Genomic DNA, 23037 nt, shown 5'->3' on the forward strand with positions numbered 1-23037 from the left:
CCCGTGTCCTCCGGATGGATACCGGGGCAGTCATAAGACCATCGCAGGACGGCATCAATCGTTAGCGTTAACGATGCGGCGTGATGTCCTTGAGACCAAGCAGCACGGCCGCCCCGATCATAAGGCCCCCGCAGACCCGGTTGATCGCCGCCATCGACCGTTGCGCAAAGCGGGCGGCGACCCGATCACCGGCCCAGCCCCAGAGCAGCAGGGTGGTGCCATCGACGATCAAGTAGGTCGCCCCAAGGATCAGCAATTGCGGCAGGATCGGCGCGTCAATCGCGATGAACTGCGGAAACAGGGCAGCAAAGAACACCACGGCAAATGGGTTGGTCATCGACGTGACTAAGCCCAGCCGAAACAGGCGCGCCGGATGGGCGGCGGCGTCAGCTTGGCCCCTGCGCGCGCCGCCCTTTGACAGGATCATGCACAGCCCGATCCAGATCAGATAAGCAACGCCCAGCCATTTGATCAGGTCAAAGGCCGCCGCCGACGTCGCAATAACCGCCGCCAACCCAAAGGCGGCCGCCGTCATCTGGATCACATTGGCGCTCAGGTCGCCCGCAATCACCCACATGCTACGCCGCAGCCCGTGCTTCATGGAATTGGCGATGATCAAAAGCTGGCTGGTGTCCGGTGGCGTCGCAAAGAACACGGCCACGGCTGCCAGATACAGAAGGTACGTCTCGGCGCTCACACCCGCGCGGCCTGCGCCAGATCAGCGCCAAAGATCGTGTCGGCATGATCGGCCAGATAGATGCGCAACCACGGGGTGAAGCGGTCAGGGTGACGGCGCACCGTGGCCATCAAATCGTGATAGTCGACCCAGGCATAGGCCATCACCTCATCCGGGTTGGGCGTAAAATTCAACTCACCGCGCACGCGCCCCAGATAGACTTCGACCACTTCGTGTTCGATCAACCCATCACCCACATCGGCCCGGTATTCCAGGTGATGCCGGTGATCGAGCGGCACGCCGGTGATCCCAAGCTCCTCGTTCAGGCGACGCGCGGCACAGACCGACGGCGCCTCATCCCATTCGGGATGCGTGCAGCAGGTGTTCGCCCACAGGCCCGGCGTGTGATACTTGCCCATCGCCCGTTGCTGCAGCAGCACCTCTGTGCCGCGAATGACGAACACCGACACAGCCTTGTGCTTCAGCCCGCGCTGATGCGCTTCCAGTTTTTCAACCGGGGTCAACACGCCGTCGACCCAAGCCGGGATCATGATCGTCATACGTGGTTCGCTTTCACCAATCCTGTGAGGTGGGCCATGTTCTTGATGCCGATCTTGATGTGCGCCATCGGCCGCGCCTTGACCAGCTTCTTGTTCATATACGCCTCAAAGGTCAGACGCTGCACATCTATGTCGTGACAAAGTGACACAAACCGTTCGCGTCGGTCGTCACTGCGGTAGTATGCGTTCTGCATCGACGCCAGCACTCGAAACACCGTCTTGTGCTCGCGCATAAACAGCTTGCGGGCCAGCTTCAGGTCCTTCGCTCGGCCCGATGCCAACGTCGCGGCACATGCGGTTGCTGCCACACGGCCCCCGACCATCGCATAGTAGATGCCCTCACCCGAGGACGGTGCCACAACACCCGCCGCATCTCCGGCCAACACCACGTCCTTGCCATTGTCCCAGCGGTCCATCGGCTTCAGCGGAATGGGCGCGCCTTCCTTGCGCAGGGTTTCACAGTTTTCCAGACCCGACGCGGTACGCAACGCAGCCGTTGCCGCCTTCAGATCAACAGACGACTGTTCCGACCCCATTCCAACGCTTGTTGTGCCGCCATGCGGAAACACCCAACCGTAGAAATCAGGCGAAATCGCCCCGTCATAGATCACATCACAGCGCATCGGATCATAGGTTTCCGTCGCCTCGGGCGCCTTGATGATCTCGTGATAGGCAAAGACCAGCGGCACCTTGTCGGCACCCTCAACCTCAGCTTGCCCCACGCGTGACTTGGCACCGTCAGCACCAATCACCAGCTTGCAGGGCAGTTCCATCGTCTCTTGCGTGGCCTTGTCGCGGTAGATCACCACCGGGTGTCCATCCGTCCGTTCGATCCGCACAAACGTGCCGGTAAAGTATTCAGCCCCGGCATCGACGGCGCGCTGACGCAGGAACGGATCAAAATCCTTGCGGTCTACCATGCCGACATATCCGTTCTCGATCGGGATATCGACGCGGCGGCCCGTGGGGGAAATCATGCGGGCGGTTGTGACCTTGGTCAGCAACTGCTCTTCCCCGATGTGGAAATCCTGCATCAGGCGCGGTGGAATGGCCCCGCCGCAGGGTTTGATCCGCCCTTCGCGGTCGAGCAAGGCAACGGAGTGACCCGAGCGCACCAGATCTTCGGCTGCGGTGGCACCGGACGGTCCCCCGCCCACAACAACGACATCATACATCAGATCATTCCCCCGGAACCAAGGTTGCATCATGGGTGTCTGCGGCCTGCATCACGCGGGCCGCAACAATGGCGGCGCACAGGAACAGCGCCGCCTCAAACGTGAAAACGGTGCCGTAAGCGGCCGCGTCTGGCAGGATCAGGCGGGTCAGATCGAGCATCCCCGTGGCCACCAACCCGGCCAGCCCGGCAGCAATCGCCTGCGCGGCACCAAAGACGCCCATCCGGGTGCCCGTGCTGCGCGCATGTGCAGCGGCCAGTTGCATCATCGATCCGACGGCGCCCACGACAAACAGGCCGTTGCCAAGCCCAAGCACCACGGTCGAGGGCACCAGTGGCATCATCAGACCAAGACCCAGAAGGCCAAGCGCAGACAGGACACAGCCGGTGACAGCCCAGAACCGCAAGCTGCCGATCCGCAGATGCGACAGAACCCCGGCACCAATCATGCCCATCAAGGCTGCACCATCTTTGCCCCCAGACAGCTTGGTGCTGTCCTCGGGGCCAAGACCGTGGACGTGCCCGGCGAAGGGCTCAAAAATCAGTTCCGACAGGTAGAAGGCCAGAATGGAGAGAAATACGAAACCGGTGAACCGGCGCGCAATCGGGTCCGCCCATGTGCGGCGCAGGGCCTCGACCAAGGGCGTGTCGTCCGTCTCGACCTCAAACTCGGCATGGCTTTCCACGCCAACGGTCGCAACAATGCACAACAGGAATGCGATCACGCAGACGGCACCCACAACCCACACAAGCCGGTCCGGGCTATAAGGCTCCAGTGCGATGCCAGTCCCGACAGAGGCAAAGATCGCGCCCGCAATCAGCAGTAACCACGCCAACGTGGCCCCTGCCCCTTTGCGCGGCCCCGTCACACAAGCCAGCAGCGCAAGGAACGATGTACCCGCAGCACCTATGCCCAACCCGATGGCCGCATAGGACAAGACCCAAACACTCAAGGCCAACGTCACGGACGTCTCAACCAGCAAAATGCCCCAGGCCGCGCCCAGAACACCAAGGGCGACAACGGCAATCCCACCAAGAATGAAGGGCGTCCGCCCCCCCTTGGCATCCGACCGATGGCCCCAGACGGGCCGCGTCAGTTGCACACCATAGTGCAAGGCCACCAGCAATCCGGGCAACAGTGCGGGCAAGGCCAGCTCGACCGTCATCAGCCGGTTGAACAGGTTCACAGGCAGGGCCGCGAGGCCCCCAATGGCGGCATTCACCAGACACAAGCGCACCAACATGCCCCAGCCCGCAATCATGACAGCCCCCTGAGTGCAAAGGCGGCAATCATCATGCCGGAGACGTAAAGCAGCACGCCCGTGCCGTTGTACCAGGGCGCCTTGGCCTTGGGATCACGGAACATGATGGTCATGGCCCAGAACTGCACGAGCAAGACGAAGGCTACGCCTGCCGCATGAACGGGGCGGTCCCACAAGGCCAGCAACGCGACGACAACCACTTGCGGCACTGCCATCACCGCGCAAGCCACTTGGGCCGCGCGGCGCGGGCCAAGGGTCACGGGCAGAGAGTTCACACCCATCTGCCGGTCACCTTCCAATGCCTTGAAATCATTGAGGGTCATAATGCCATGCGCGCCCAAACCGTAAAGCAGGGCGACGATCAAAACCTCGCCGCGCGGCGCACCCGCGCTCAACACGGCAGCGCCCGTGATCCACGGCAATGTCTCGTAGCTCAGCCCCACCAACCCCGGGCCCCACCACCCCGACCGCTTCAAGCGCACAGGTTCGGCGGAATAGACCCACGCAGCCAGCACGCCCGCAATGGTCGCGGCAAAGCCCCACGGGCCAAGCTGCCAGCCGACGAACAGGGACAGGGCAGACATGGCCAAGGCAATCCACAAGCCCCATCGGCCGGGAATGCGGCCCGACGGGATCGGACGGTCAGGTTCGTTGATGGCATCCACATGGCGATCGCACCAATCGTTGGCGGCCTGGCTCATGCCGCACACAATGGGACCGGCCAGCAGAATACCCAACAGCACCAGATACCACTGGCCTACCGGTGAGGCGCCCGACGAAATCACACCGCACACATAGGCCCACATCGGTGGGAACCACGTGATCGGTTTGATCAGGCGAAGCGCCGCAGCAGGGTCTGGAAATCGACGCGCAGGTAAGGAAGGACTGACATCCATGTGTCAACTATGGCTGACACTTTGAGTCGGCGCAAGGTTGACAGTTGCTTAACCGTTCTTGCTCAGCAGCCCATACTTGCGCAGCTTCACATAAAGCGATTGGCGGGACAGGCCCAGCATCTCGGCCGCCGCGACGCGGTTGTTGCGGGTCAGGTTCACGGCCGTCTCGATACACATCTTTTCAACGACATCGGTGGTTTCGGCCACGATCTCTTTCAATGACGCCGACCCGACAAGATCCATCACGTTGCGCCCGGGTTCCGGCATGTTGCCGCCGGTATTGCCGCTTTCGGCTTTGCGCACGGCCTCCATCCGGCTGACATCACGAATGATCAGCGCAACGGCAGGGTTCTTGGCGTCTTCAAGGGCGGTGGCTGACACTTCGACCGGCACACGTGCGCCCAGATCATTCACGAGGCGGGTGGCGTACACCCGCATCTGCCCGCTACGGGCCGCATTTTCCAACAAGACACCCAAATCGATCTGACCGCGGGCCAGATACTCGGCAAGGGACTGACCCACCACGTCCGAAAGATGCGTGGTCCCGACCATATCCAGGAAGGCATCGTTGACAGACAGCGTCGTGCCGCGCGGGTCCATAAAGACGATCCCGTCGGTCGTGCCCCGAAACAGCGATGCCGCATGATTGGCGGCACTGTCCGTTTGACCTGCGATGGCATGTTCGCCCAGCAACCGGCACATCAGAACACGCTGACCGGCGGCCCGGAACAGCACGGGATGCAAATCAACGCTTTGCCGGGTGCGCGCCGTCCGCACAGAGATGGCTTGCCCATCATCGGTCAGCGTCGCGTTCATCAGGCTTTCGGTCAATTCGGCACCCGACCGGTCCGAGAACAGGCTGGCAAAGCTCGCGCCCATCAAGGCTTCGGGCTTCAGCCCCAGCAATTCGGCAGCTTGGCCGTTGGCATCTTCGATCCGCCCCGTCTGGACAGAGACAAAGACAACGGCGTCGTCCACGTTGGACATGACAACGCGGTACCGTGCATCGAATTCACGGCGGGCTTCATATCCCTGCTCAAGCGCAATCTGCGCCTGCACAAGCTGTTGCTGCGTTTCAGCGATGGGGCGCAGGTCACGGCCCAAAAGCAAAACGGCATTCTCTTGCCCAAAGCGGTGGAACGTATAGCGCACGGGATACTGCCAGACCGCATTGTCGGAATGGTTCAGCTCAAGCGGCTTTCTCGGGGGATGCCCGGACATATAGGCGTCATGAGCGTGCTGGAATTTCTCGATGCTCTCGTCAGTCAGAAACTCGACAACAGGGCGCCCTTCCCAATGATTGAGATTGCCAAAGCTGTCATCCTGCCGGTTCAGCAAAACGGACAGGATCGTACCCTCGGCAGAGACAACCAGCGCGATGTCAGAGGCCGCAGCAATAATGCTGCTCAAGAACTCCGGCGCTATGAGCGGGACAGAACCACTTGTCCAGAAACTGCTTCCATCTGTTGTCATCTAAGGCCCAACGCCTTTTTACGCTTCGTTGTGAAGCCGACAACATCCTTCGCTGTATTGGTCACCAGATCTACGCCTGCTTGTTCTCTTACGCCGTCAGTGATCCCTGAGAGGGCACCCCCGATCGCAAGAACGGGAACCTGATCACACATTTGTCTGATCTTTTTAACGGTTCCACATATGGTTTCAAGGCCTGCCGCTCGTGCACACGAGAACAGGATCATATCGGGGCGATCACATTCGACACGCCCCAAAAGCTGTTTGGATGTCTCATTGATCGACAGGCTCACGTCACATCCCAACCGACGCAGCTGTGCCGCAACGACGCTGGCACCCAGAAAATGCTGTTCGGCTTCGGGCACCACGACCAGCGCATGCAACACATTGCTCATGTCCACATGTTCGTGGGTCAGCCCATGCGCGGCCTCACCCAGCAGGGCCTGCAACCGCAAGGCCCCGATCGTGACACCGGCAAAGTCCAGATCCGACGTCATCCACATCTCACCCAGATGCTCAGCTGCCTTGGGAATATAGAGATCGATCAACGCGTCATTGGTCAGGCGGTACGCTGCAACTTCCTCCAGCACGAGGGCCGCGTCAAAGCTGACACGGGTTCCCACAGCGCGCACAAGGTAGTCGACGGCAATCTGCCGGGCACCGGATGGGCCGACAACCTGCCGGTCCTTCAAAATGGAAATCACCTCGGTCGCAAGCGACTCGTGATCCGCCATTCGCCCTGACGGGCGTCGGGATGTGCCAAATGGGTCGTCCTGCGTCATGGATTACCTCGATCCGTGCAAACGCATTGAACGGTTCTGGCGCGACAGAGCCGTGGAAGTGGCAAAAGTGTCTGCCCGAACACCCCTGATGTCAACTCACTTTGACATGTCACATACTGTAATGAACGGCTATTCGATCTGCGTCCGGAGCTTATCCTTCAAAAACAATCGATTGCCCGTACCGCCGGAAACAAAACGTCGCAGGATCAATGACTCGGCGTCCCGCAAAAAGTGTAACTTATAATTGACACTTTTCCCTCTCACCCGATACGCTGAACCGGTACCGCTACGGGAGAGGCGCACTCAAATGTCCATTCGGGCACCCTCACACACAACACGTGTCGGCCTCTATACTCCGGAGGAACGTGCGCGCCGTGATGCCACCATATGGACCCCTGTTCAGGGCGTTCTGGCACCGTTGCAATTTGTGGTATTTCTCGTCTCTCTTGCGTTGGTCATCCGGTATCTGTCGATAGGCGAAGGATACGCCGCAGCGGCATGGTCCATCGTAGCCAAGACCGGCGTGCTCTACATCATCATGATCACCGGTGCGATCTGGGAAAAAGTTGTTTTTGGTCAATATCTTCTGGCCCCCGCCTTCTTCTGGGAGGACGTGTTTTCCTTCCTCGTGATCGGGCTGCACACGGCCTATCTCTGGGCGCTGTTTTCCGGCGCACTCGCGCCCGTTCCGCTCATGTGGCTCGCCTTGGCCGCCTATGCCGCCTACGTGATCAACGCCACACAATTCGTGCTCAAATTGCGTGCCGCCCGACTGCAAGCCTCGACCCCGCAGGAGGCTCCGGCATGACCGAATTGCCCCGCCTTCCCGCCGCCGGTGGTTGCCGCGATACACCGATTCTCAAGCAGCGCGGCCAGCGCGAGGTGTTTTGCGGCCTGACGGGAATCATCTGGCTGCACCGCAAGATGCAGGATGCGTTCTTCCTCGTGATCGGCTCACGCACCTGCGCGCACCTGCTGCAATCCGCTGCGGGCGTGATGATCTTTGCCGAACCCCGCTTCGGCACTGCCATTCTCGAAGAAACAGATCTTGCCGGTCTGGCAGACGCACAGGACGAGCTGGACAAGGTCGTGGACGAGCTGCTGACGCGCCGCCCCGACATCAAACAACTCTTCCTCGTGGGCTCCTGCCCGTCCGAAGTGATCAAGCTGGACCTGTCCAAGGCCGCCGAACGCATGACCCAGCGCCACGCGCCATCCGTGCGGGTGCTGAACTTCTCCGGTTCGGGCATCGAAACCACATTCACCCAAGGCGAGGACGCCTGCCTTGCCTCCATGGTCCCGGTCCTGCCCGACACCAAGGAACGCCAACTTCTGCTCGTCGGCGCACTGCCGGATGTGGTCGAGGAGCAGGCCATCGGCCTGCTGGAAGCCATGGGCATCGGCCCGATCAAGGTCCTGCCCGCCCCGCGCGCAGATGACGACCTCGGTGTCGGCAAAGGCACCGTCTACGCGCTCACCCAACCTTTCCTCGGCGACACCCACGACGCGCTCACCCGCCGCGGCGCGCGTCATATCCCGGCACCCTTCCCCTTCGGCGAAGAGGGCACCACCGGGTGGCTCGCCGCCATTGCCACAGAATTTGGCGTGGCCCCGGACCTGTTCGAGAAAGTCACCGCCGCCCCCCGCGCCCGCGCCCGCAAGGCCATCGCTCAAGCGGCTGAGGCGTTAAATGGCAAATCCATCTTCTTCTTCCCCGACAGCCAGCTTGAAATTCCGCTGGCCCGCTTCCTGACGCGCGAATGCGGGATGGACGCGATCGAAGTCGGCGCGCCCTTCATTCACAAAGGCATTGTCGGTCCCGACCTCGACTTGCTGGCGACAGGGCCCACAATCTCCGAAGGCCAGGACGTCGACCTGCAACTGGACCGCGCCAAGGCCGCAAAACCCGACCTGACCGTCTGCGGCCTCGGCCTTGCCAACCCGCTTGAAGCCGAAGGGCTGGCCACGAAATGGGCCATCGAACTGGTCTTCACACCTGTCCATTTCTACGAACAGGCGGGCGATCTCGCCGGTCTCTTCTCCCGCCCCATCCGCCGCGCAAACCTCCTGAAACTGGAGGCTGCGGAATGAAAATCCCCTTCATCTTGCCAAGTAAACTCCGGGGTCTGGGGCAGAGCCCCAGCGGTCGACCATGAAGCTCACCGTCTGGACATATGAGGGCCCGCCCCATGTCGGCGCCATGCGCGTCGCCACCGGCATGACGGATTTGCACTATGTCCTGCATGCGCCCCAAGGGGACACTTACGCAGACCTGCTCTTCACAATGATCGAACGGCGTGACCACCGTCCGCCCGTCACCTACACAACATTCCAGGCCCGCGACCTGGGTGCGGACACCGCCAACCTGTTCAAACAGGCGGCCCAAGACGCCTATGACCGGTTCAAGCCGCAAGCGATCATCGTCGGTGCGTCCTGCACCGCCGAGCTGATCCAGGACGATCCCGGCGGCATGGCCGAAACCATGGGCCTGCCCGTCCCCACCATCCCGCTTGAACTGCCCAGCTACCAGCGCAAGGAAAACTTCGGCGCAGATGAGACGTTCTTCCAGATCGTCAAAACCCTCGCCAAGCCGATGGAGCGGACCAAGCAGATCACGGCCAACCTGATCGGTCCCACGGCGCTTGGCTTCCGTCACCGCGATGACATTCAGGAAGTCACGGCGCTCCTGTCGGACATGGGGATCAGCGTGAATGTCGTGGCGCCCATGACCTCATCGCCCGCCGACATCGCCCTCATGGGGGCCGCCCATTTTAACGTGCTGATGTATCCCGAAACCGCCGAGTCCGCAGCGCGCTGGATGGAGCGGGAACTTGGACAATCTTATACTAAGATTGTGCCCATCGGCGTCGGCGCGACCCGTGATTTCGTGAACGAAGTCGCCGAGATGACGGGCGTTGCGCCCTATCTCGACACCTCCCGCCTCCGCCTGCCTTGGTACTCCAAGTCGGTCGACAGCACCTATCTCACCGGCAAACGCGTCTTCCTCTTCGGTGACGGCACCCACGTATTGGCCGCCGCCCGCGTGGCCCAAGACGAGATGGGCTTCGAAGTGGTTGGCATGGGCTGCTACAACCGTGAAATGGCCCGTCCCGTCCGCGCCAAGGCCAAGGAGATGGGGATCGAGGCCACGATCACCGATGACTACCTCGAAGTCGAACGCACCATCGAGGCGCTGCAGCCTGAAATGATCCTCGGCACCCAGATGGAGCGCCATATCGGCAAGCGCCTGGGCATCCCCTGCGCCGTCATCTCTGCGCCCGTGCACGTGCAGGACTTCCCCGCCCGCTATTCCCCCCAGATGGGGATCGAGGGCGCCAACGTTATCTTCGACACATGGGTTCATCCGCTGGTCATGGGGCTGGAAGAGCATCTTTTGCACATGTTCCGCGAGGATTTCGAATTTCATGATGCGGCTGGGCCTTCGCATCATGGGGGGCATTCCCCCTTGGCTGACGCTGGGGGGCCAGCCCCCCAGACCCCCCGGGATATTTCCAGCCAAGAGAAGATGCAGGGGGTAGATGTGATCTGGTTGCCTGCTGCTGAGAAGGAATTGAAGAAGATCCCTTTCTTTGTACGCGGCAAGGCCCGCCGCAACACAGAAGTGTTCGCCACCGAGCGTGGCGTTGCCGAGATTTCGGTCGACACACTCTACGAAGCCAAGGCCCATTATGCGCGATGACAGTGGCATAAACGGGCGCATGCCCGGCTACCGCGTGGTCATCATCACGTTGGACAGCCATGCTGCTGGCCCCGCCCGACGCGCGATGGACGCATTGTCCAAAGACTACCCCGGCCTTGATCTGCAAATTCATGCCGCCGCCGAGTGGGGCGAGTCCCAAGCCGCGTTCGAGGCCGCGGAAGAGGCGGTGATGAACGGCGACATCATCATTTCGAACCTGCTGTTCCTCGAAGAACACGTGGCCCGCATTCTGCCCGCACTCAAAGCGCGCCGGGATCGCTGCGACGCCATGATCGGCGTTATCGCGGACGCTGAGGTGGTGAAACTGACCCGCATGGGTACGCTCGACATGCAGGCCCCGCCCTCGACTATGGGCAAGCTGATGAAGCGCTTGCGCGGGTCGTCCAAGCCCAAGACCGAAGACGGCGCAAAGAAGATGGCGATGCTGCGCCGTCTGCCCAAGATCCTGAAGTTCATCCCCGGCAAGGCGCAGGACCTGCGGGCGTGGTTCATGGTCATGCAGTACTGGCTGGGTGGCTCGGACGACAATGTCCGCGCGATGATTCAGTTCCTGCTGAACCGCTATGCCACCTCTGCCGATTGGGCGGAGCGGCCCGAGGCAGCGCTGCCCATCGACTATCCGGACACCGGACTTTACCATCCCGATCTGCCGCAGCGCATCACGACGCAAGCCGCCGACATCCCCGGTCCCAAAGGGGCCGAAATGACTGTGGGCATCGTCATGCTGCGTTCTTACGTGTTGGCGGGGGATACGGCCCATTACGACGGCGTCATTCGCGCGTTCGAAGCACGCGGCATGCGCGTTTTGCCCGCCTTTGCCGGAGGGCTTGATGCCCGCCCCGCCATCGACACCTATTTCAAGGGTCAGGTGGATACGCTGGTGTCTCTGACCGGGTTCAGCCTTGTTGGCGGCCCGGCGTACAATGACAACGAAGCGGCCATTGATGTTCTCGCTGACCTTGATGTCCCCTACCTCGCCGCGCATGCGCTTGAGTTCCAGACGCTGGGCCAATGGGCAAACAGTACGGGCGGTCTTGGCCCCATTGAGACAACGATGCTTGTGGCCCTGCCCGAGTTGGATGGCGCCGCCTGCCCCACCGTGTTTGGCGGGCGGCTTGGCACCAACGGATGCGATGGGTGCAATCACGGTTGTCAAGCGGGCGAACCCAAAGCCATGGTGCCCTGCCCCGAACGCATCGACAGCCTTGCCGAAAAGACCCTGCGCCTTGGCCGTCTGCGCCGGAAAGAGAACGCGCACAAGAAGATCGCCGTGGTTCTTTTTGGTTTCCCGCCCAATGCGGGGGCTGTCGGCACGGCCGCCTACCTTTCTGTTTTCGAAAGCCTTTTCAACACGTTGAAGGCGATGCACGCGCGCGGCTACACCGTCGACCTGCCCGACAGTGTCGACGCCCTGCGCGCGCAGATCCTGCATGGCAACGGCGCACAATACGGGCAAGAGGCCAACGTCGCTGCCCATGTGGATGCCGACACCATTGTCCGCACCTCACCGCATCTGGCCGAGGTCGAAGCCGTCTGGGGCCCTGCCCCCGGTCGTCTCCAATCGGACGGTCGTGGCGTGTTTGTACTGGGCAAGGAACTGGGCAACGTCTTTGTCGGCGTCCAACCCGCTTTCGGGTACGAGGGCGATCCGATGCGCCTGCTGTTTGAACGCGGCTTTGCCCCGACCCACGCCTTCACCACCTTTTATCTCTGGCTCCGCAACACCTACAGGGCCGATGCGGTGCTGCATTTCGGCATGCACGGCGCGCTCGAATTCATGCCGGGCAAACAGGCGGGCATGGGGGCGCAGGACTGGCCCGACCGGCTGATCGGCGAGATGCCGAACATCTACCTCTATGCTGCCAACAACCCGTCCGAGGCATCGCTGGCCAAGCGCCGCTCGAACGCCGTGACGATCACGCACCTGACGCCGCCCTTGGCGCAATCCGGTCTCTATAAAGGGCTGGCAGAGTTGAAAGACTCCCTCTGTCGCTGGCGCGAGATGCAAAGTGACGACCCATCCCGGGCCGAACTGGAAGAGCTGATCGCGGAACAAGCGAGCGCCGTGGACATGGGCGGCACTCCTGCCGAAGCGCTCTGGCTCAAGCTTTTGGAGACCGAAGACGCGCTGATTCCTGACGGGCTGCACATCGTCGGCCAACCGCTGAGTGATGCCGCGCGCGAAGAATACCTGAACCTTATGCCCCACGCTGACAACGACGCGCGGGAACGGGTCGATGCGCTCTTGCAAAGCGAAACAGAACTCAGCGCCCTGATGACTGCGCTCGATGCACGCTACATCAAGCCGGTGCCCGGCGGCGATCTCATCCGGTCCACCGATATCCTGCCCACGGGCCGCAACATCCACGCCTTTGATCCATTCCGCATGCCCACGGCCTTCGCCTGCCGCGACGGGATGAAACAGGCGCAACTGCTGCTCGACACGCACCCAACCCTGCCCCGCTCCATCGCGCTGGTATTATGGGGATCAGACAACATCAAATCCGATGGTGGCCCCATCGCCCAAGCCCTTGCGCTTATGGGCTGCACGCCGCGTTTCGACAGCTTTGGTCGTCTTGCCGGGGCTGACCTGATTCCACTGGCCGAACTTGGCCGCCCCCGCATCGACGTGATCATGACCCTCTCGGGCATCTTCCGTGACCTCCTGCCGCTACAAACCCGCATGTTGGCCGAAGCCGCCCTGAAATGCGCCGAAGCCGACGAGCCGCTGGAGCAAAACTACATCCGCGCCCACGCGCTGGCCTATGCAGAGGCTCAAGGTGTCGATCTGGCCACTGCAGCACTACGCGTATTTTCCAATGCCGAAGGGGCCTATGGATCGAACGTGAATCAGCTGGTCGACAGTTCCGCCTTCGGAGACGAGGACGAATTGGCCGACGCCTACGAGAACCGCAAAAGCTTTGCCTATGGCGTTGATGGCAAATCCGCCGCGAACCCCGCCCTGCTGCAAAAGGCGCTGGCGGATGTGGAAGTCGCCTATCAGAACCTTGAATCGGTCGAATTGGGCGTCACCACCGTCGACCACTATTTCGACACGCTGGGCGGCATCGCCCGTGCGGTCAAACGCGCCCGCGGGTCGGATGCGGCGGTCTATATCGGCGACCAGACGCGAGGCAATGCCAAGGTCCGCACGCTCAAGGATCAGGTGGCGCTGGAAACCCGCAGCCGCGCCCTGAACCCCAAATTCTTCGAAGGGCTGCTGAAACACGGCGCCGAAGGCGTGCGCCAGATCGAGGCGCATGTGACGAATACCGTCGGCTGGTCCGCGACCACGGGTCAGGTGGACGAATGGGTGTACCAGCGCATCTCGGAAACCTTCGTGCTGGACGAAGAGATGCGCAAACGCATCGCCGATCTGAACCCCACCGCGTCGTCGCGCATGGCCAACCGCCTGCTGGAAGCCTCAGACCGCGACTACTGGGCACCGGATACCGACACGCTGGCCGCGCTGCAGGATGCGGCCGATGCCCTTGAGGACAAGCTCGAAGGGATCGCAGCCGAATGATCCGTATCACCAACACATATCGCGGGAGCCTCCGGCGGGAGTTTTCTTGGCAAGATGAAGCAGGGGATTTTTCCCCGTTTGAAAGGAGGGGCGCATGAGCCCACTCGACAGAAACCCACCAGTTCTGCGCGGACAAGACGGCGAAGGATCGGTGCAGGTGCATCAGGACGCCGAGGCGCAGATCACCGGAGCCAAGGTCTTTTCCGTTTATGGCAAGGGCGGGATCGGCAAATCGACCACCTCGTCCAACCTGTCGGCGGCCTTTTCCAATCTGGGCAAGCGCGTGCTGCAGATCGGGTGCGATCCGAAGCATGACAGCACCTTTACCCTGACAGGCCATCTGCAACCGACCGTGATCGACATCTTGAAAGAGGTCGATTTTCATCCCGAGGAACTGCGCCCCGAGGACTTCGTGACCGAAGGCTACAACGGCGTGAAATGCGTCGAAGCGGGCGGACCCCCGGCAGGCACCGGCTGCGGTGGCTATGTCGTGGGCCAGACCGTCAAACTGCTCAAACAGCACCACCTGCTGGAAGAAACCGACGTCGTGATCTTTGACGTTTTGGGTGATGTGGTCTGCGGTGGCTTTGCAGCACCCCTGCAACATGCGGACCGGGCGCTGATCGTCACAGCGAACGACTTTGACAGCATCTATGCGATGAACCGCATCATTGCGGCGGTGCAGGCCAAGTCGAAGAATTACAAGGTCCGCCTTGCCGGTTGCGTCGCGAACCGGAGCCGCGAGACCAACGAGGTCGACCGCTACTGCGATACCGTGGGCTTCAACCGCATCGCGCACATGCCCGACGTGGACGCCATCCGCCGCTCGCGCCTGAAGAAAAAGACCCTGTTCGAGATGGACGACGAGGAAGACATCGTGCGCTGCCGCGCCGAATACATCCGCCTTGCCCAGACGCTTCTCGACGGAACCGAAGGGCTGGCCCCTGCCCCCATGGAAGATCGCGATATCTTTGAACTGCTGGGATTCGACTAATGGCAACGTGCCCGCATAATCTGTACCGGGTGCCGCTCTCGGCGTTTGCCACCAAACGCCTGCCGCGCACGCGTTGCTCGACAAGGGAGCAACGGTGATGCAATATGACCAAACCCGCGCCCGTGTCGAAACCTATTTCGACCGCACGGCGACCAAGACATGGGCGCGTCTGACCTCGGACGCGCCCGTGTCGCGCATTCGGGAAACCGTGCGCGCGGGTCGGGAGCGGATGCGCGATCTGATGCTGAGCCGCCTGCCTGACGACCTGCGCGGTGCGCGTATTCTGGACGCGGGCTGCGGCCCCGGCATGGCGACGATCGAGATGGCCAAACGCGGTGCCACCGTCGTGGCCGCCGACATCTCGCCCCAACTGATCGACATCGCGCAACTGCGGCTGCCGCATGATCTGCAAAAACAAGTGGCATTCCACGCGGGCGATATGCTCGACCCGAAACTCGGCACCTTCGATGCCGTTATCGCGATGGACAGCCTGATCTACTACACGGCTGCGGACATCGGCGACGCGCTCGCCAAACTCGAACCCCGCGTCAGCGGCCCCATCATCTTTACCGTGGCCCCGCGCACACCGGCCCTCATGGCGATGTGGTACGCGGGCAAGGCGTTCCCCCGCTCCGACCGCTCCCCGGTCATGATCCCGCACGCGCACGCGAAACTGGCCAAGGCCGCCAAGACCGCAGGCGTCCGCCGCATGCTGCGCCCGGTCGACCGCATCAACAGCGGCTTCTACATCTCCGAAGCGATGGAGTTGCGGCCATGAGTGCGCTCAAGCATCTCTCGCTCAAGGCCCTGCCTTTTGCTGATGCAGCGTCCGAAGACCTGCCAATGGGCCAGCTTCTGCGCCTGTCGCTGTTCCAGGTGTCGGTCGGCATGGCCTCGGTCATGCTGCTTGGCACCCTCAACCGCGTGATGATCGTGGAACTGTCAGTGCCCGCCATGATCGTCGCCGTGATGATCGCGCTGCCTGTCCTCTCGGCCCCGTTCCGCGCGCTTCTGGGCTTCCGGTCAGACACGTATCGGTCGGCCATCGGGTGGAAGCGCATCCCATACATCTGGTTCGGCGCATTGTGGCAGTTCGGCGGCCTCGCCATCATGCCCTTTGCCTTGCTCGTGCTCGGTGGCGACACGGTCCACGACATTCCTTTTGCTGGCGAAGTGCTGGCGGGGCTTGCCTTTCTCATGACGGGCCTCGGCATCCACATGACACAGACGGCGGGCCTGGCGCTTGCCAGCGACCGGGCCACCGACGAAACGCGCCCCCGCGTCGTGGCCATGCTTTATGTCATGTTCCTCGTCGGTATGGGCATCTCCGCCCTGATAATCGGTGGAATACTCAGCAATTACAGCAGCTTGACCCTGATCCGCGTGGTGCAGGGCTCCGCCGTTGTGGGCGCGGTCCTCACCTTCATTGCGCTCTGGAAACAGGAAAGCGTGACGCCCATGAGCCGCGCCGAACGCGAGGCCCCCCGCCCGCTCTTCCGCGATGCCTGGAACGATTACGCCGCAGGCGGCAAGGCCGGGCGGCTTTTGGCCTGCGTCTTTGTCGGCACCATGGCGTTCAACATGCAGGATGTGCTGCTCGAACCGTATGGCGGCGAAATCCTCGGGCTGTCTGTGTCGGCCACCACGATCCTCACCGCCCTCTGGGCCGCAGGGGCGCTTACGGGGTTCATCTGGGCCGGGCGGCGTCTGGCCAAGGGGTCGAACTCCTACCGCCTCGCAGGCGGGGGCATCCTTGCAGGCATCTGGGCCTTCTCCCTCGTGATTTTTGCCGCCCCCATGCAGGCCAACGTCCTCTTTTACGCAGGGGCCACGCTGATCGGCTTCGGCGGCGGCCTCTTTGCCGTATCAACGCTCACTGCCGCCATGGCCATGCCAGCCAAAGGGGTCGCCGGACGCGGCCTCGCCCTTGGCGCTTGGGGTGCCGCTCAGGCCACCGCCGCAGGAGTCGCCATCGCCCTTGGGGGCACGCTGCGCGACTGGATCGGCGGCATCGCCATGACCGGCGCCTGGGGAGACGGGCTTGCCAGTCCCGCCACCGGGTATTCCTTCGTTTATCATACCGAGATTGGCCTGCTCTTCGTCACTCTCATCATCCTGGGACCGCTTGTGCGCACTCCGGGTCCCCTTACCGAACGGAAGGACGTGACCCCACTGGGGCTTGCGGATTTCCCCACATGACCTTCTCCAGGAAAGGACATCTGTCATGACCGAAACATTCTTTGGCGAATTCGACCTCGCGTCGCTGTCGCTCTGGCTGTTCTACATCTTCTTCTTCGGGCTTATCATCTGGATCCAACGCGAGAATATGCGCGAGGGGTATCCGCTGGAAGATGACGAGGGCAACGCCTCGTCCAATCCCGGTGTATTCCCGCTGCCCGAGGACAAGACATTCGATCTGCCCCATGGCCGCGGCAAGGTCACAGTGCCGTCGGGCCAGACCCCGGAGCGCGCCGACATTCCGATGAAGCGCACAGGCCCCGGCAACGGCTACCCGCTGGAACCCACGGGCGATCCGATGCTGGACGGTGTTGGTCCGGCCTCTTGGGCCCCGCGCCGCGACGTGCCGGAACTGGATGGCCACGGCCACCCCAAGATCATCCCGATGTCCGCCAATGACAGCTTCCGTTTTGCCACGGGCCGCGACCCACGCGGGCTGCCCCTGATGTCCGGCGATGGCGAGGTTGTGGGCAAGGTCACCGACATGTGGATCGACGAGCCGGAGCAACTGGTCCGCTATCTCGAATACACGCTCGACGCCAAATGGGGCACGGGCAACCGCCTTGTGCCGCTGACACTCGCCCGGATCAAATCCGACCGGGTTGTGGTGCGCACGCTCTATGGCAAGCACTTCGCGACCGTGCCGCAGCACGCCAGCAGCACCCAGGTGACCATGCTCGAAGAAGAGAAGATCAGCGGTTACTACGGCGGCGGTGTTCTCTATGCCGACAGCAAGCGGCAAGAGCCGAAAATCTGATGGCTGACGCACGCGCCATATCCTGGCAAATCTCCGGCAAAGTCCGGAGCGTGGCGCGTGCGTTTCGCGACAAGGGACGCGCCCGACACTGGGTGGGCGCAGCCAACATGATTTCAGCGCGACCCACCGGCATCAAAGTGTCCCGTGGTTCGGAGCGAGACTCCACCAATGCGCCCTCCCGGGGGGAGGGTCGGGCGCGGCCCGGGGGTGAACCCCGGGCATACCAGCACCAATGCAGGTCCCCCAGAACAGACAAAGGGAACGTGCGCCATGTCCCATGATGATTTCGCAGTGGAGCCTGTCGAAGGGCTTCCCGAACGCCCCCCCGAGGGCGAACAGATCCTGTGGCAAGGCAGGCCTGATACTCTCGCCCTCGCCCGCGAGGCGCTGAACCTGAACTGGATCATCGGCTATTTCGTGTTGCTGGCCGGGTGGCGGTTCATCTCGGTCGTGGACCTGATGCCGCTGGGCCAGGCCATCGGGGCCACATTGCCCCTGCTGATCCTCGGCGCGGTTGTCTGCGGCATGCTCTACTTCATCGCGCTGATCCAGGCGCGGGCCACGATGTACACGATCACCACCTCCCGCATCGCCATGCGGATCGGGGCGGCGCTCACACTCACGGTCAACCTGCCCTACCGCGAACTGGGCAACGCGGCCCTTGACCTGCGCAAGGGCGGCACGGGTACCATCGCGCTCGACACCACGGGCAACACCAAACTCAGCTATCTCGTGCTCTGGCCCCATGCCCGGCCCTGGCGGTTCGGCAAAACGCAACCGGCCCTGCGCTGCATCCCCGACGCCGAAAACGTGGCCCGCATCCTCGCCGACGCGGCAGAGGCGCGGATCACCACACCGCAAATCACGCGCACCATGCCGCATGATGCGGTCGCGGCGGAGTAACGCAGATGTCTCACGCCGATAGCCCCCGCATCCACGCCAAGGAAGAAGAACTCGTCCCGCGCATCCTCATCCGCGCGGTCCTGGCCCTCCTGCTCATTATCCTGTCGCTGGTCACCATTGCCACACTCACGGACCGCCCGCTGGAAAGCACGCCCGCCGAAACGCCGATCGTGGCGGAACGGGCCATCTTTCTCAGCGGTGACGCCTCAGGAGCAGCCCTTGTTCTGGACGCCAACGGCACGGTCCTTGCGGACTTTCCAGCGGACAAGGGCGGCTTTGTCGCCGGCATCGAACGGGTGCTGGTCCGCGAACGCGCCAAATCCGGCGCCGACGCCTCTGCCCCCGTGCTGCTGCGGCTGCGCGAGGGGAACCGCCTGTCACTTTACGACCCCGAAACCGACTGGACCGCCGAGCTGATGGGCTTTGGCGCCGACAATCTCCGCACCTTCGCCAGGTTGCTGAGCAAACCCTGACCCAGAAAGGAAGCCACCTCATGGGACTACTGACAAAGGACGTTGAACGTGCCCCGTGCACGGTTGAAATCAGCCACAAATTCGAAAGCCTGCACGCCCACGTGCGGTTCAACAACGGCGCCGTGATCTATCCTGGCGACGAAGTGCAGGTGAAGGGCCCCGAAATCATGGCCCCCTTCGGCGAAATCGTCACCGAAGACCGCGAGGCGGTGATCTTCCGCGCCTCCGCACTCGAACGGCTCTGGACCCGGCTCACGGGTGATTTCGAAATCATGGAGCTGTGCGAATTTTCCTTCTCCGAGGAGGTCACGCTATGAACGTTCAAAACACCGACAAACACACCGCCGACGCCACATCGGTCGAAGAAGGTCTGGCCATCGCCCAGAAACAGGACGAACAATTCACGTCCGAATTCGCGACCGAAACGGCAATGCAGAACACCCTGCTGACCCCGCGCTTCTACACCACCGACTTTGACGAGCTGGACGCCATCGACGTCTCCTCCGTCCGCGCGGATTGGGACAAGCTGATCGACCAGATGGAAAGCGACCCGAACAAAGGGCATTTCAAGAAAAACGAAGACTGGGACACCGTCGATTGGGACGGGATGGAGCCGGAACTGAAAAAGGAATTCATCGACTTCCTGATCTCCTCCTGCACCGCCGAGTTTTCGGGCTGCGTGCTTTACAAGGAAATGAAACGGCGCGGCAACAACAAGGACATCACGCAACTGTTCCAACTCATGGCACGGGACGAAGCACGCCATGCGGGCTTCATCAACGACGCCCTGCGCGAGGCTGGCTTGCGCGTGAACCTCGGCTTCCTGACGCAGAAAAAGAAATACACCTACTTCCGGCCCAAGTTCATCTACTACGCCACGTATCTGTCGGAAAAGATCGGCTACGCCCGCTACATCACCATCTTCCGGCACCTGCAGGCGCATCCCGAACACCGCTTCCACCCGATCTTCAAGTGGTTCGAAGAATGGTGCAATGACGAGTTTTCGCATGGTGAGGCCTTTGCCCTCCTGATGAAAACGGACCCGAAACTGACGCGCGGCCTCAACGTGCTGTGGATCAAGTTCTTCCTGACGGCCGTCTACGGCACGATGTATGTGCGCGACCACCAGCGCCCGGCCTTCCACAAGGCCCTTGGCGTCGATCCCGACTGGTACGCGCACGAGGTGTTCACCAAGACCTCGGCCCTGTCGGAACAGATCTTCCCGATCACGCTGGATATCGACCACCCCCGCTGGCAGCGCGGCCTCGAACGGCTGCAACAGGCCAACGCGGATATGGCCGATGCAAAGGGTCTGAAAAAGCTGGGCGCACAGATCCGTGCGGCGGCAGCCTTCGTGTCGCTCTATACGATCCCGGCGAAAAAGCACGTGGTGCCCGCAAGCACTCGGTTGGAGCCTGCGTATTGAAGCACTCGGGCCGCATAACAGAGATTTTTCGGACGAAAAATCTTGGCCCGTTGCGGGCGGTTGCGCCATGACCCCATGGATCGCCGCCCTCATCGCGCTCTTCATCTGGTGGTTCTCCACCGGAACCATCCTGATGGCGGTCAAATACGCCGACCGCTCAGGGACAAGGGCGCGGCGCACAACCACATGGGCGGCCCTGCCGCTCATGGCCCTTGGCGCGTACGGCACCTGGTGGTCCATGACCCAAACCGACATCCTCGGCACCTACGTGGCCTTCCTGTCGGCGCTGGCCCTCTGGGGCTGGATCGAACTGGCGTTCCTCACGGGCATCATCACCGGCCCCAACCGTATGGCCCTGCCGCCCCATGTCCCCGCATGGGAACGGTTCATCCGCGCATGGGGCACGGTGGCGTATCACGAGATGCTGTTGACCGCGACGCTGATCATCCTCGGCCTCGCCCTCTGGCACGCGCCCAACCCGTTCGCGTTCTACACCTTCGCGGTGCTCTTCTTTGCGCGCATCTCGGCCAAGCTGAACCTCTTCTTCGGCGTGCCCCGCATCCATGTGGATTTTCTGCCCGAAGCCCTCGCCCACCTGCCCAGCCACTTCCGCACCGCAGGCATGAACTGGCTTTTCCCCATCTCGGTCACGGCGCTTACCTTCGCGGCGGCCTGCTGGCTCGAACGGCTCTATGCCGCAGACACCATGGGCGCAGTGACGGGCTTTGCCCTGCTGACCGCCCTCACGGCCCTTGCGGCCCTCGAACATTGGGTGATGGTCCTTCCCATCCCCGACGAACGGCTCTGGCGCTGGATGCTGCCTGCGCCCAAACCCACCAAAAACACGACACCACAAGGGGGACATCATGGACTTTGATGTACTGTTCCAAAGCCAAATCGACGCGCTGAAAGAGGAGGGGAACTACCGCATATTTGCGGAACTCGAACGCCAGGCCGGTGCCTTTCCCAAGGCCAAATGCCATGACGAAGACGCCCCCGATCAAGTGACAGTCTGGTGTTCGAACGACTATCTGGGCATGGGCCAGCACGAAAGCGTCATCCAGTCGATGAAGGACGCCGTGGACCTCTACGGCGTGGGCGCAGGCGGCACACGCAACATCTCGGGCACCAACCACGCCCACAAGCTGCTCGAGGCCGAGCTTGCCGACCTGCACGGCAAGGAAAGCGCGCTGCTGTTCACCTCCGGCTACGTCTCGAACTGGGCGGCCCTCGGCACCCTTGGCGCACGGCTGCCTGACGCGGTGATCCTCTCAGATGAGCTGAACCACGCCTCCATGATCGAAGGCATCCGCCACTCACGCGCATCCAAGGTGATCTGGAAACACAACGATCCCGAAGACCTCGATCGCAAACTGGCCGCCCTGCCCGCCAACGCGCCCAAGATCGTGGCGTTCGAATCCGTCTACTCCATGGATGGCGACATCGCACCAATCGCGGAAATCCTCGACGTCTGCGAAAAGCATGGCGCGATGAGCTATATCGACGAAGTGCACGCCGTCGGCATGTACGGACCCCGCGGTGGCGGCGTGGCCGAACGCGAAGGGCTGATGGACCGGATCACCCTGATTGAGGGGACACTCGGCAAGGCCTACGGCGTCGTCGGCGGCTACATCACCGGTTCCGAGGCGATGTGCGACTTCATCCGCTCCTTTTCAAGCGGGTTCATTTTCACCACCGCCCTGCCCCCGGCCGTGGCGGCAGCGGCCCGCACCTCCATCCGGCACCTCAAGCAATCCGATCAGGAACGCATCGAACAGCGCAAGCGCGTCGCCTACCTGCGCAAGCGGCTGGACCAGGAGGGGATCCCGCACATGGACAACCCCAGCCACATCATCCCCGTGATGATCAAGGACCCGGTCAAATGCCGCATGCTGTCGGATTACCTGATGCAGCAGTACGGGATCTACGTCCAACCCATCAACTATCCCACCGTGCCCAAAGGCACCGAACGGCTGCGGTTCACCCCCGGTCCACTGCACAGCACGGACGACATCGAACACCTCGTCATGGCGCTGAAAGACCTATGGAAACAGTGCGCTATTGCCCATGCGGTCGCCTGACGGGGAAATCCCGCGCAGAATTCCCCCCAATCCTTGGATCAAGTCAAAGTTACTGTTGACTTGACCGCCAAGCCGCTACGTTCTGACCCAAGAACTTC

General features: G+C 62.2%; 21 protein-coding genes. 14 read left to right on the forward strand and 7 right to left on the reverse strand.

What is annotated here, in order from left to right; all coding sequences use genetic code 11:
• Window positions 1-67: 67 nt before the first annotated feature.
• From Q1A32_RS22490 to Q1A32_RS22520, 7 genes are read right to left on the reverse strand one after another with little or no spacing between them, the layout of a single operon-like run.
• Window positions 68-697 (reverse strand): LysE family translocator, encoded by a 630-nt coding sequence (locus tag Q1A32_RS22490; protein ID WP_299658012.1) that lies wholly within the window; start codon window positions 695-697, stop codon window positions 68-70.
• Window positions 694-1236: an isopentenyl-diphosphate Delta-isomerase gene (gene idi, locus Q1A32_RS22495; protein WP_299658013.1), complete on the reverse strand. Its 543-nt coding sequence runs from the start codon at window positions 1234-1236 to the stop codon at window positions 694-696. Before idi ends, Q1A32_RS22490 begins: the two co-directional genes overlap by 4 nt.
• A complete protein-coding gene (locus Q1A32_RS22500; protein ID WP_299658014.1) occupies window positions 1233-2411 on the reverse strand; it encodes a geranylgeranyl diphosphate reductase in 1179 nt (392 codons plus the stop codon). Before Q1A32_RS22500 ends, idi begins: the two co-directional genes overlap by 4 nt.
• 4 nt (window positions 2412-2415) lie before the next feature.
• Window positions 2416-3672, reverse strand: coding sequence for a PucC family protein (locus tag Q1A32_RS22505; RefSeq protein WP_299658015.1), 1257 nt, complete (start codon window positions 3670-3672; stop codon window positions 2416-2418).
• The gene (chlG, locus tag Q1A32_RS22510; RefSeq protein ID WP_299658016.1) at window positions 3669-4568 is read right to left on the reverse strand and encodes a chlorophyll synthase ChlG; all 900 of its coding nucleotides are present in this window, start codon (window positions 4566-4568) and stop codon (window positions 3669-3671) included. The genes Q1A32_RS22505 and chlG overlap by 4 nt, the downstream gene beginning before the upstream one ends.
• 48 nt (window positions 4569-4616) lie before the next feature.
• On the reverse strand, window positions 4617-5978 hold the full coding sequence (ppsR, locus tag Q1A32_RS22515) for a transcriptional regulator PpsR (protein WP_299658017.1): 1362 nt from the start codon (window positions 5976-5978) through the stop codon (window positions 4617-4619).
• Between the two features lie 59 nt (window positions 5979-6037).
• On the reverse strand, window positions 6038-6820 hold the full coding sequence (locus Q1A32_RS22520) for a cobalamin-dependent protein (protein WP_299615823.1): 783 nt from the start codon (window positions 6818-6820) through the stop codon (window positions 6038-6040).
• Window positions 6821-7127: 307 nt separating this feature from the next.
• On the opposite strand from Q1A32_RS22520, the gene bchF reads away from it, so the two are divergent.
• From bchF to hemA, 14 genes are all read left to right on the forward strand, one after another.
• Complete coding sequence (bchF, locus tag Q1A32_RS22525) at window positions 7128-7628, forward strand: 2-vinyl bacteriochlorophyllide hydratase (RefSeq protein ID WP_299658018.1); 501 nt, start codon at window positions 7128-7130, stop codon at window positions 7626-7628.
• Window positions 7625-8911, forward strand: coding sequence for a ferredoxin:protochlorophyllide reductase (ATP-dependent) subunit N (locus Q1A32_RS22530; RefSeq protein ID WP_299658019.1), 1287 nt, complete (start codon window positions 7625-7627; stop codon window positions 8909-8911). The genes bchF and Q1A32_RS22530 overlap by 4 nt, the downstream gene beginning before the upstream one ends.
• Before the next feature lie 61 nt (window positions 8912-8972).
• Window positions 8973-10520, forward strand: a complete 1548-nt coding sequence (bchB, locus tag Q1A32_RS22535; protein WP_299658020.1) for a ferredoxin:protochlorophyllide reductase (ATP-dependent) subunit B — start codon at window positions 8973-8975, stop codon at window positions 10518-10520.
• Window positions 10510-14067 carry a magnesium chelatase subunit H gene (locus tag Q1A32_RS22540; RefSeq protein WP_299658021.1) on the forward strand — a complete coding sequence of 1186 codons (3558 nt, stop codon included), beginning with the start codon at window positions 10510-10512 and terminating at the stop codon, window positions 14065-14067. Before bchB ends, Q1A32_RS22540 begins: the two co-directional genes overlap by 11 nt.
• A 94-nt stretch (window positions 14068-14161) precedes the next feature.
• The gene (gene bchL, locus Q1A32_RS22545; RefSeq protein WP_299658022.1) at window positions 14162-15061 is read left to right on the forward strand and encodes a ferredoxin:protochlorophyllide reductase (ATP-dependent) iron-sulfur ATP-binding protein; all 900 of its coding nucleotides are present in this window, start codon (window positions 14162-14164) and stop codon (window positions 15059-15061) included.
• 97 nt (window positions 15062-15158) lie between these two features.
• Window positions 15159-15839, forward strand: a complete 681-nt coding sequence (gene bchM, locus Q1A32_RS22550) for a magnesium protoporphyrin IX methyltransferase (RefSeq protein ID WP_299658023.1) — start codon at window positions 15159-15161, stop codon at window positions 15837-15839.
• A complete protein-coding gene (locus tag Q1A32_RS22555) occupies window positions 15836-17260 on the forward strand; it encodes a PucC family protein (protein WP_299658024.1) in 1425 nt (474 codons plus the stop codon). The genes bchM and Q1A32_RS22555 overlap by 4 nt, the downstream gene beginning before the upstream one ends.
• Window positions 17261-17285: 25 nt before the next feature.
• Window positions 17286-18056 (forward strand): photosynthetic reaction center subunit H, encoded by a 771-nt coding sequence (gene puhA / locus Q1A32_RS22560; RefSeq protein WP_299658025.1) that lies wholly within the window; start codon window positions 17286-17288, stop codon window positions 18054-18056.
• A 270-nt stretch (window positions 18057-18326) separates the two neighbouring features.
• The gene (gene puhB, locus Q1A32_RS22565; RefSeq protein WP_299658026.1) at window positions 18327-18959 is read left to right on the forward strand and encodes a photosynthetic complex putative assembly protein PuhB; all 633 of its coding nucleotides are present in this window, start codon (window positions 18327-18329) and stop codon (window positions 18957-18959) included.
• Between the two features lie 5 nt (window positions 18960-18964).
• On the forward strand, window positions 18965-19432 hold the full coding sequence (puhC, locus tag Q1A32_RS22570; RefSeq protein ID WP_299658027.1) for a photosynthetic complex assembly protein PuhC: 468 nt from the start codon (window positions 18965-18967) through the stop codon (window positions 19430-19432).
• A 20-nt stretch (window positions 19433-19452) separates the two neighbouring features.
• Window positions 19453-19749, forward strand: a complete 297-nt coding sequence (locus tag Q1A32_RS22575) for a hypothetical protein (RefSeq protein ID WP_299615800.1) — start codon at window positions 19453-19455, stop codon at window positions 19747-19749.
• Window positions 19746-20858 (forward strand): magnesium-protoporphyrin IX monomethyl ester (oxidative) cyclase, encoded by a 1113-nt coding sequence (gene acsF / locus Q1A32_RS22580; RefSeq protein WP_299658028.1) that lies wholly within the window; start codon window positions 19746-19748, stop codon window positions 20856-20858. The genes Q1A32_RS22575 and acsF overlap by 4 nt, the downstream gene beginning before the upstream one ends.
• A 67-nt stretch (window positions 20859-20925) precedes the next feature.
• Entirely contained in the window at window positions 20926-21735 is an 810-nt protein-coding gene (gene puhE, locus Q1A32_RS22585) for a putative photosynthetic complex assembly protein PuhE (RefSeq protein ID WP_299658029.1), read from the forward strand.
• Window positions 21725-22939: a 5-aminolevulinate synthase gene (hemA, locus tag Q1A32_RS22590; RefSeq protein WP_299658030.1), complete on the forward strand. Its 1215-nt coding sequence runs from the start codon at window positions 21725-21727 to the stop codon at window positions 22937-22939. The genes puhE and hemA overlap by 11 nt, the downstream gene beginning before the upstream one ends.
• The last annotated feature ends 98 nt before the right edge of the window (window positions 22940-23037 follow it).

The sequence above is a fragment of the uncultured Tateyamaria sp. genome, assembly GCF_947503415.1.
GTDB lineage: Bacteria > Pseudomonadota > Alphaproteobacteria > Rhodobacterales > Rhodobacteraceae > Tateyamaria.

What these genes read in the sequence shown, in the direction of transcription:
- Q1A32_RS22530 (WP_299658019.1), top strand. Translation starts at nt 7,625, where the DNA reads ATGACCGAATTGCCCCGCCTTCCCGCCGCCGGTGGTTGCCGCGATACA.
- Q1A32_RS22520 (WP_299615823.1), bottom strand. Translation starts at nt 6,820, where the DNA reads ATGACGCAGGACGACCCATTTGGCACATCCCGACGCCCGTCAGGGCGA.
- idi (WP_299658013.1), bottom strand. Translation starts at nt 1,236, where the DNA reads ATGACGATCATGATCCCGGCTTGGGTCGACGGCGTGTTGACCCCGGTT.
- Q1A32_RS22505 (WP_299658015.1), bottom strand. Translation starts at nt 3,672, where the DNA reads ATGATTGCGGGCTGGGGCATGTTGGTGCGCTTGTGTCTGGTGAATGCC.
- hemA (WP_299658030.1), top strand. Translation starts at nt 21,725, where the DNA reads ATGGACTTTGATGTACTGTTCCAAAGCCAAATCGACGCGCTGAAAGAG.
- bchM (WP_299658023.1), top strand. Translation starts at nt 15,159, where the DNA reads ATGCAATATGACCAAACCCGCGCCCGTGTCGAAACCTATTTCGACCGC.
- Q1A32_RS22575 (WP_299615800.1), top strand. Translation starts at nt 19,453, where the DNA reads ATGGGACTACTGACAAAGGACGTTGAACGTGCCCCGTGCACGGTTGAA.
- chlG (WP_299658016.1), bottom strand. Translation starts at nt 4,568, where the DNA reads ATGGATGTCAGTCCTTCCTTACCTGCGCGTCGATTTCCAGACCCTGCT.
- puhA (WP_299658025.1), top strand. Translation starts at nt 17,286, where the DNA reads ATGACCGAAACATTCTTTGGCGAATTCGACCTCGCGTCGCTGTCGCTC.
- puhB (WP_299658026.1), top strand. Translation starts at nt 18,327, where the DNA reads ATGTCCCATGATGATTTCGCAGTGGAGCCTGTCGAAGGGCTTCCCGAA.
- puhE (WP_299658029.1), top strand. Translation starts at nt 20,926, where the DNA reads ATGACCCCATGGATCGCCGCCCTCATCGCGCTCTTCATCTGGTGGTTC.
- puhC (WP_299658027.1), top strand. Translation starts at nt 18,965, where the DNA reads ATGTCTCACGCCGATAGCCCCCGCATCCACGCCAAGGAAGAAGAACTC.
- Q1A32_RS22555 (WP_299658024.1), top strand. Translation starts at nt 15,836, where the DNA reads ATGAGTGCGCTCAAGCATCTCTCGCTCAAGGCCCTGCCTTTTGCTGAT.
- Q1A32_RS22500 (WP_299658014.1), bottom strand. Translation starts at nt 2,411, where the DNA reads ATGTATGATGTCGTTGTTGTGGGCGGGGGACCGTCCGGTGCCACCGCA.
- acsF (WP_299658028.1), top strand. Translation starts at nt 19,746, where the DNA reads ATGAACGTTCAAAACACCGACAAACACACCGCCGACGCCACATCGGTC.
- Q1A32_RS22540 (WP_299658021.1), top strand. Translation starts at nt 10,510, where the DNA reads ATGCGCGATGACAGTGGCATAAACGGGCGCATGCCCGGCTACCGCGTG.
- bchL (WP_299658022.1), top strand. Translation starts at nt 14,162, where the DNA reads ATGAGCCCACTCGACAGAAACCCACCAGTTCTGCGCGGACAAGACGGC.
- bchB (WP_299658020.1), top strand. Translation starts at nt 8,973, where the DNA reads ATGAAGCTCACCGTCTGGACATATGAGGGCCCGCCCCATGTCGGCGCC.
- bchF (WP_299658018.1), top strand. Translation starts at nt 7,128, where the DNA reads ATGTCCATTCGGGCACCCTCACACACAACACGTGTCGGCCTCTATACT.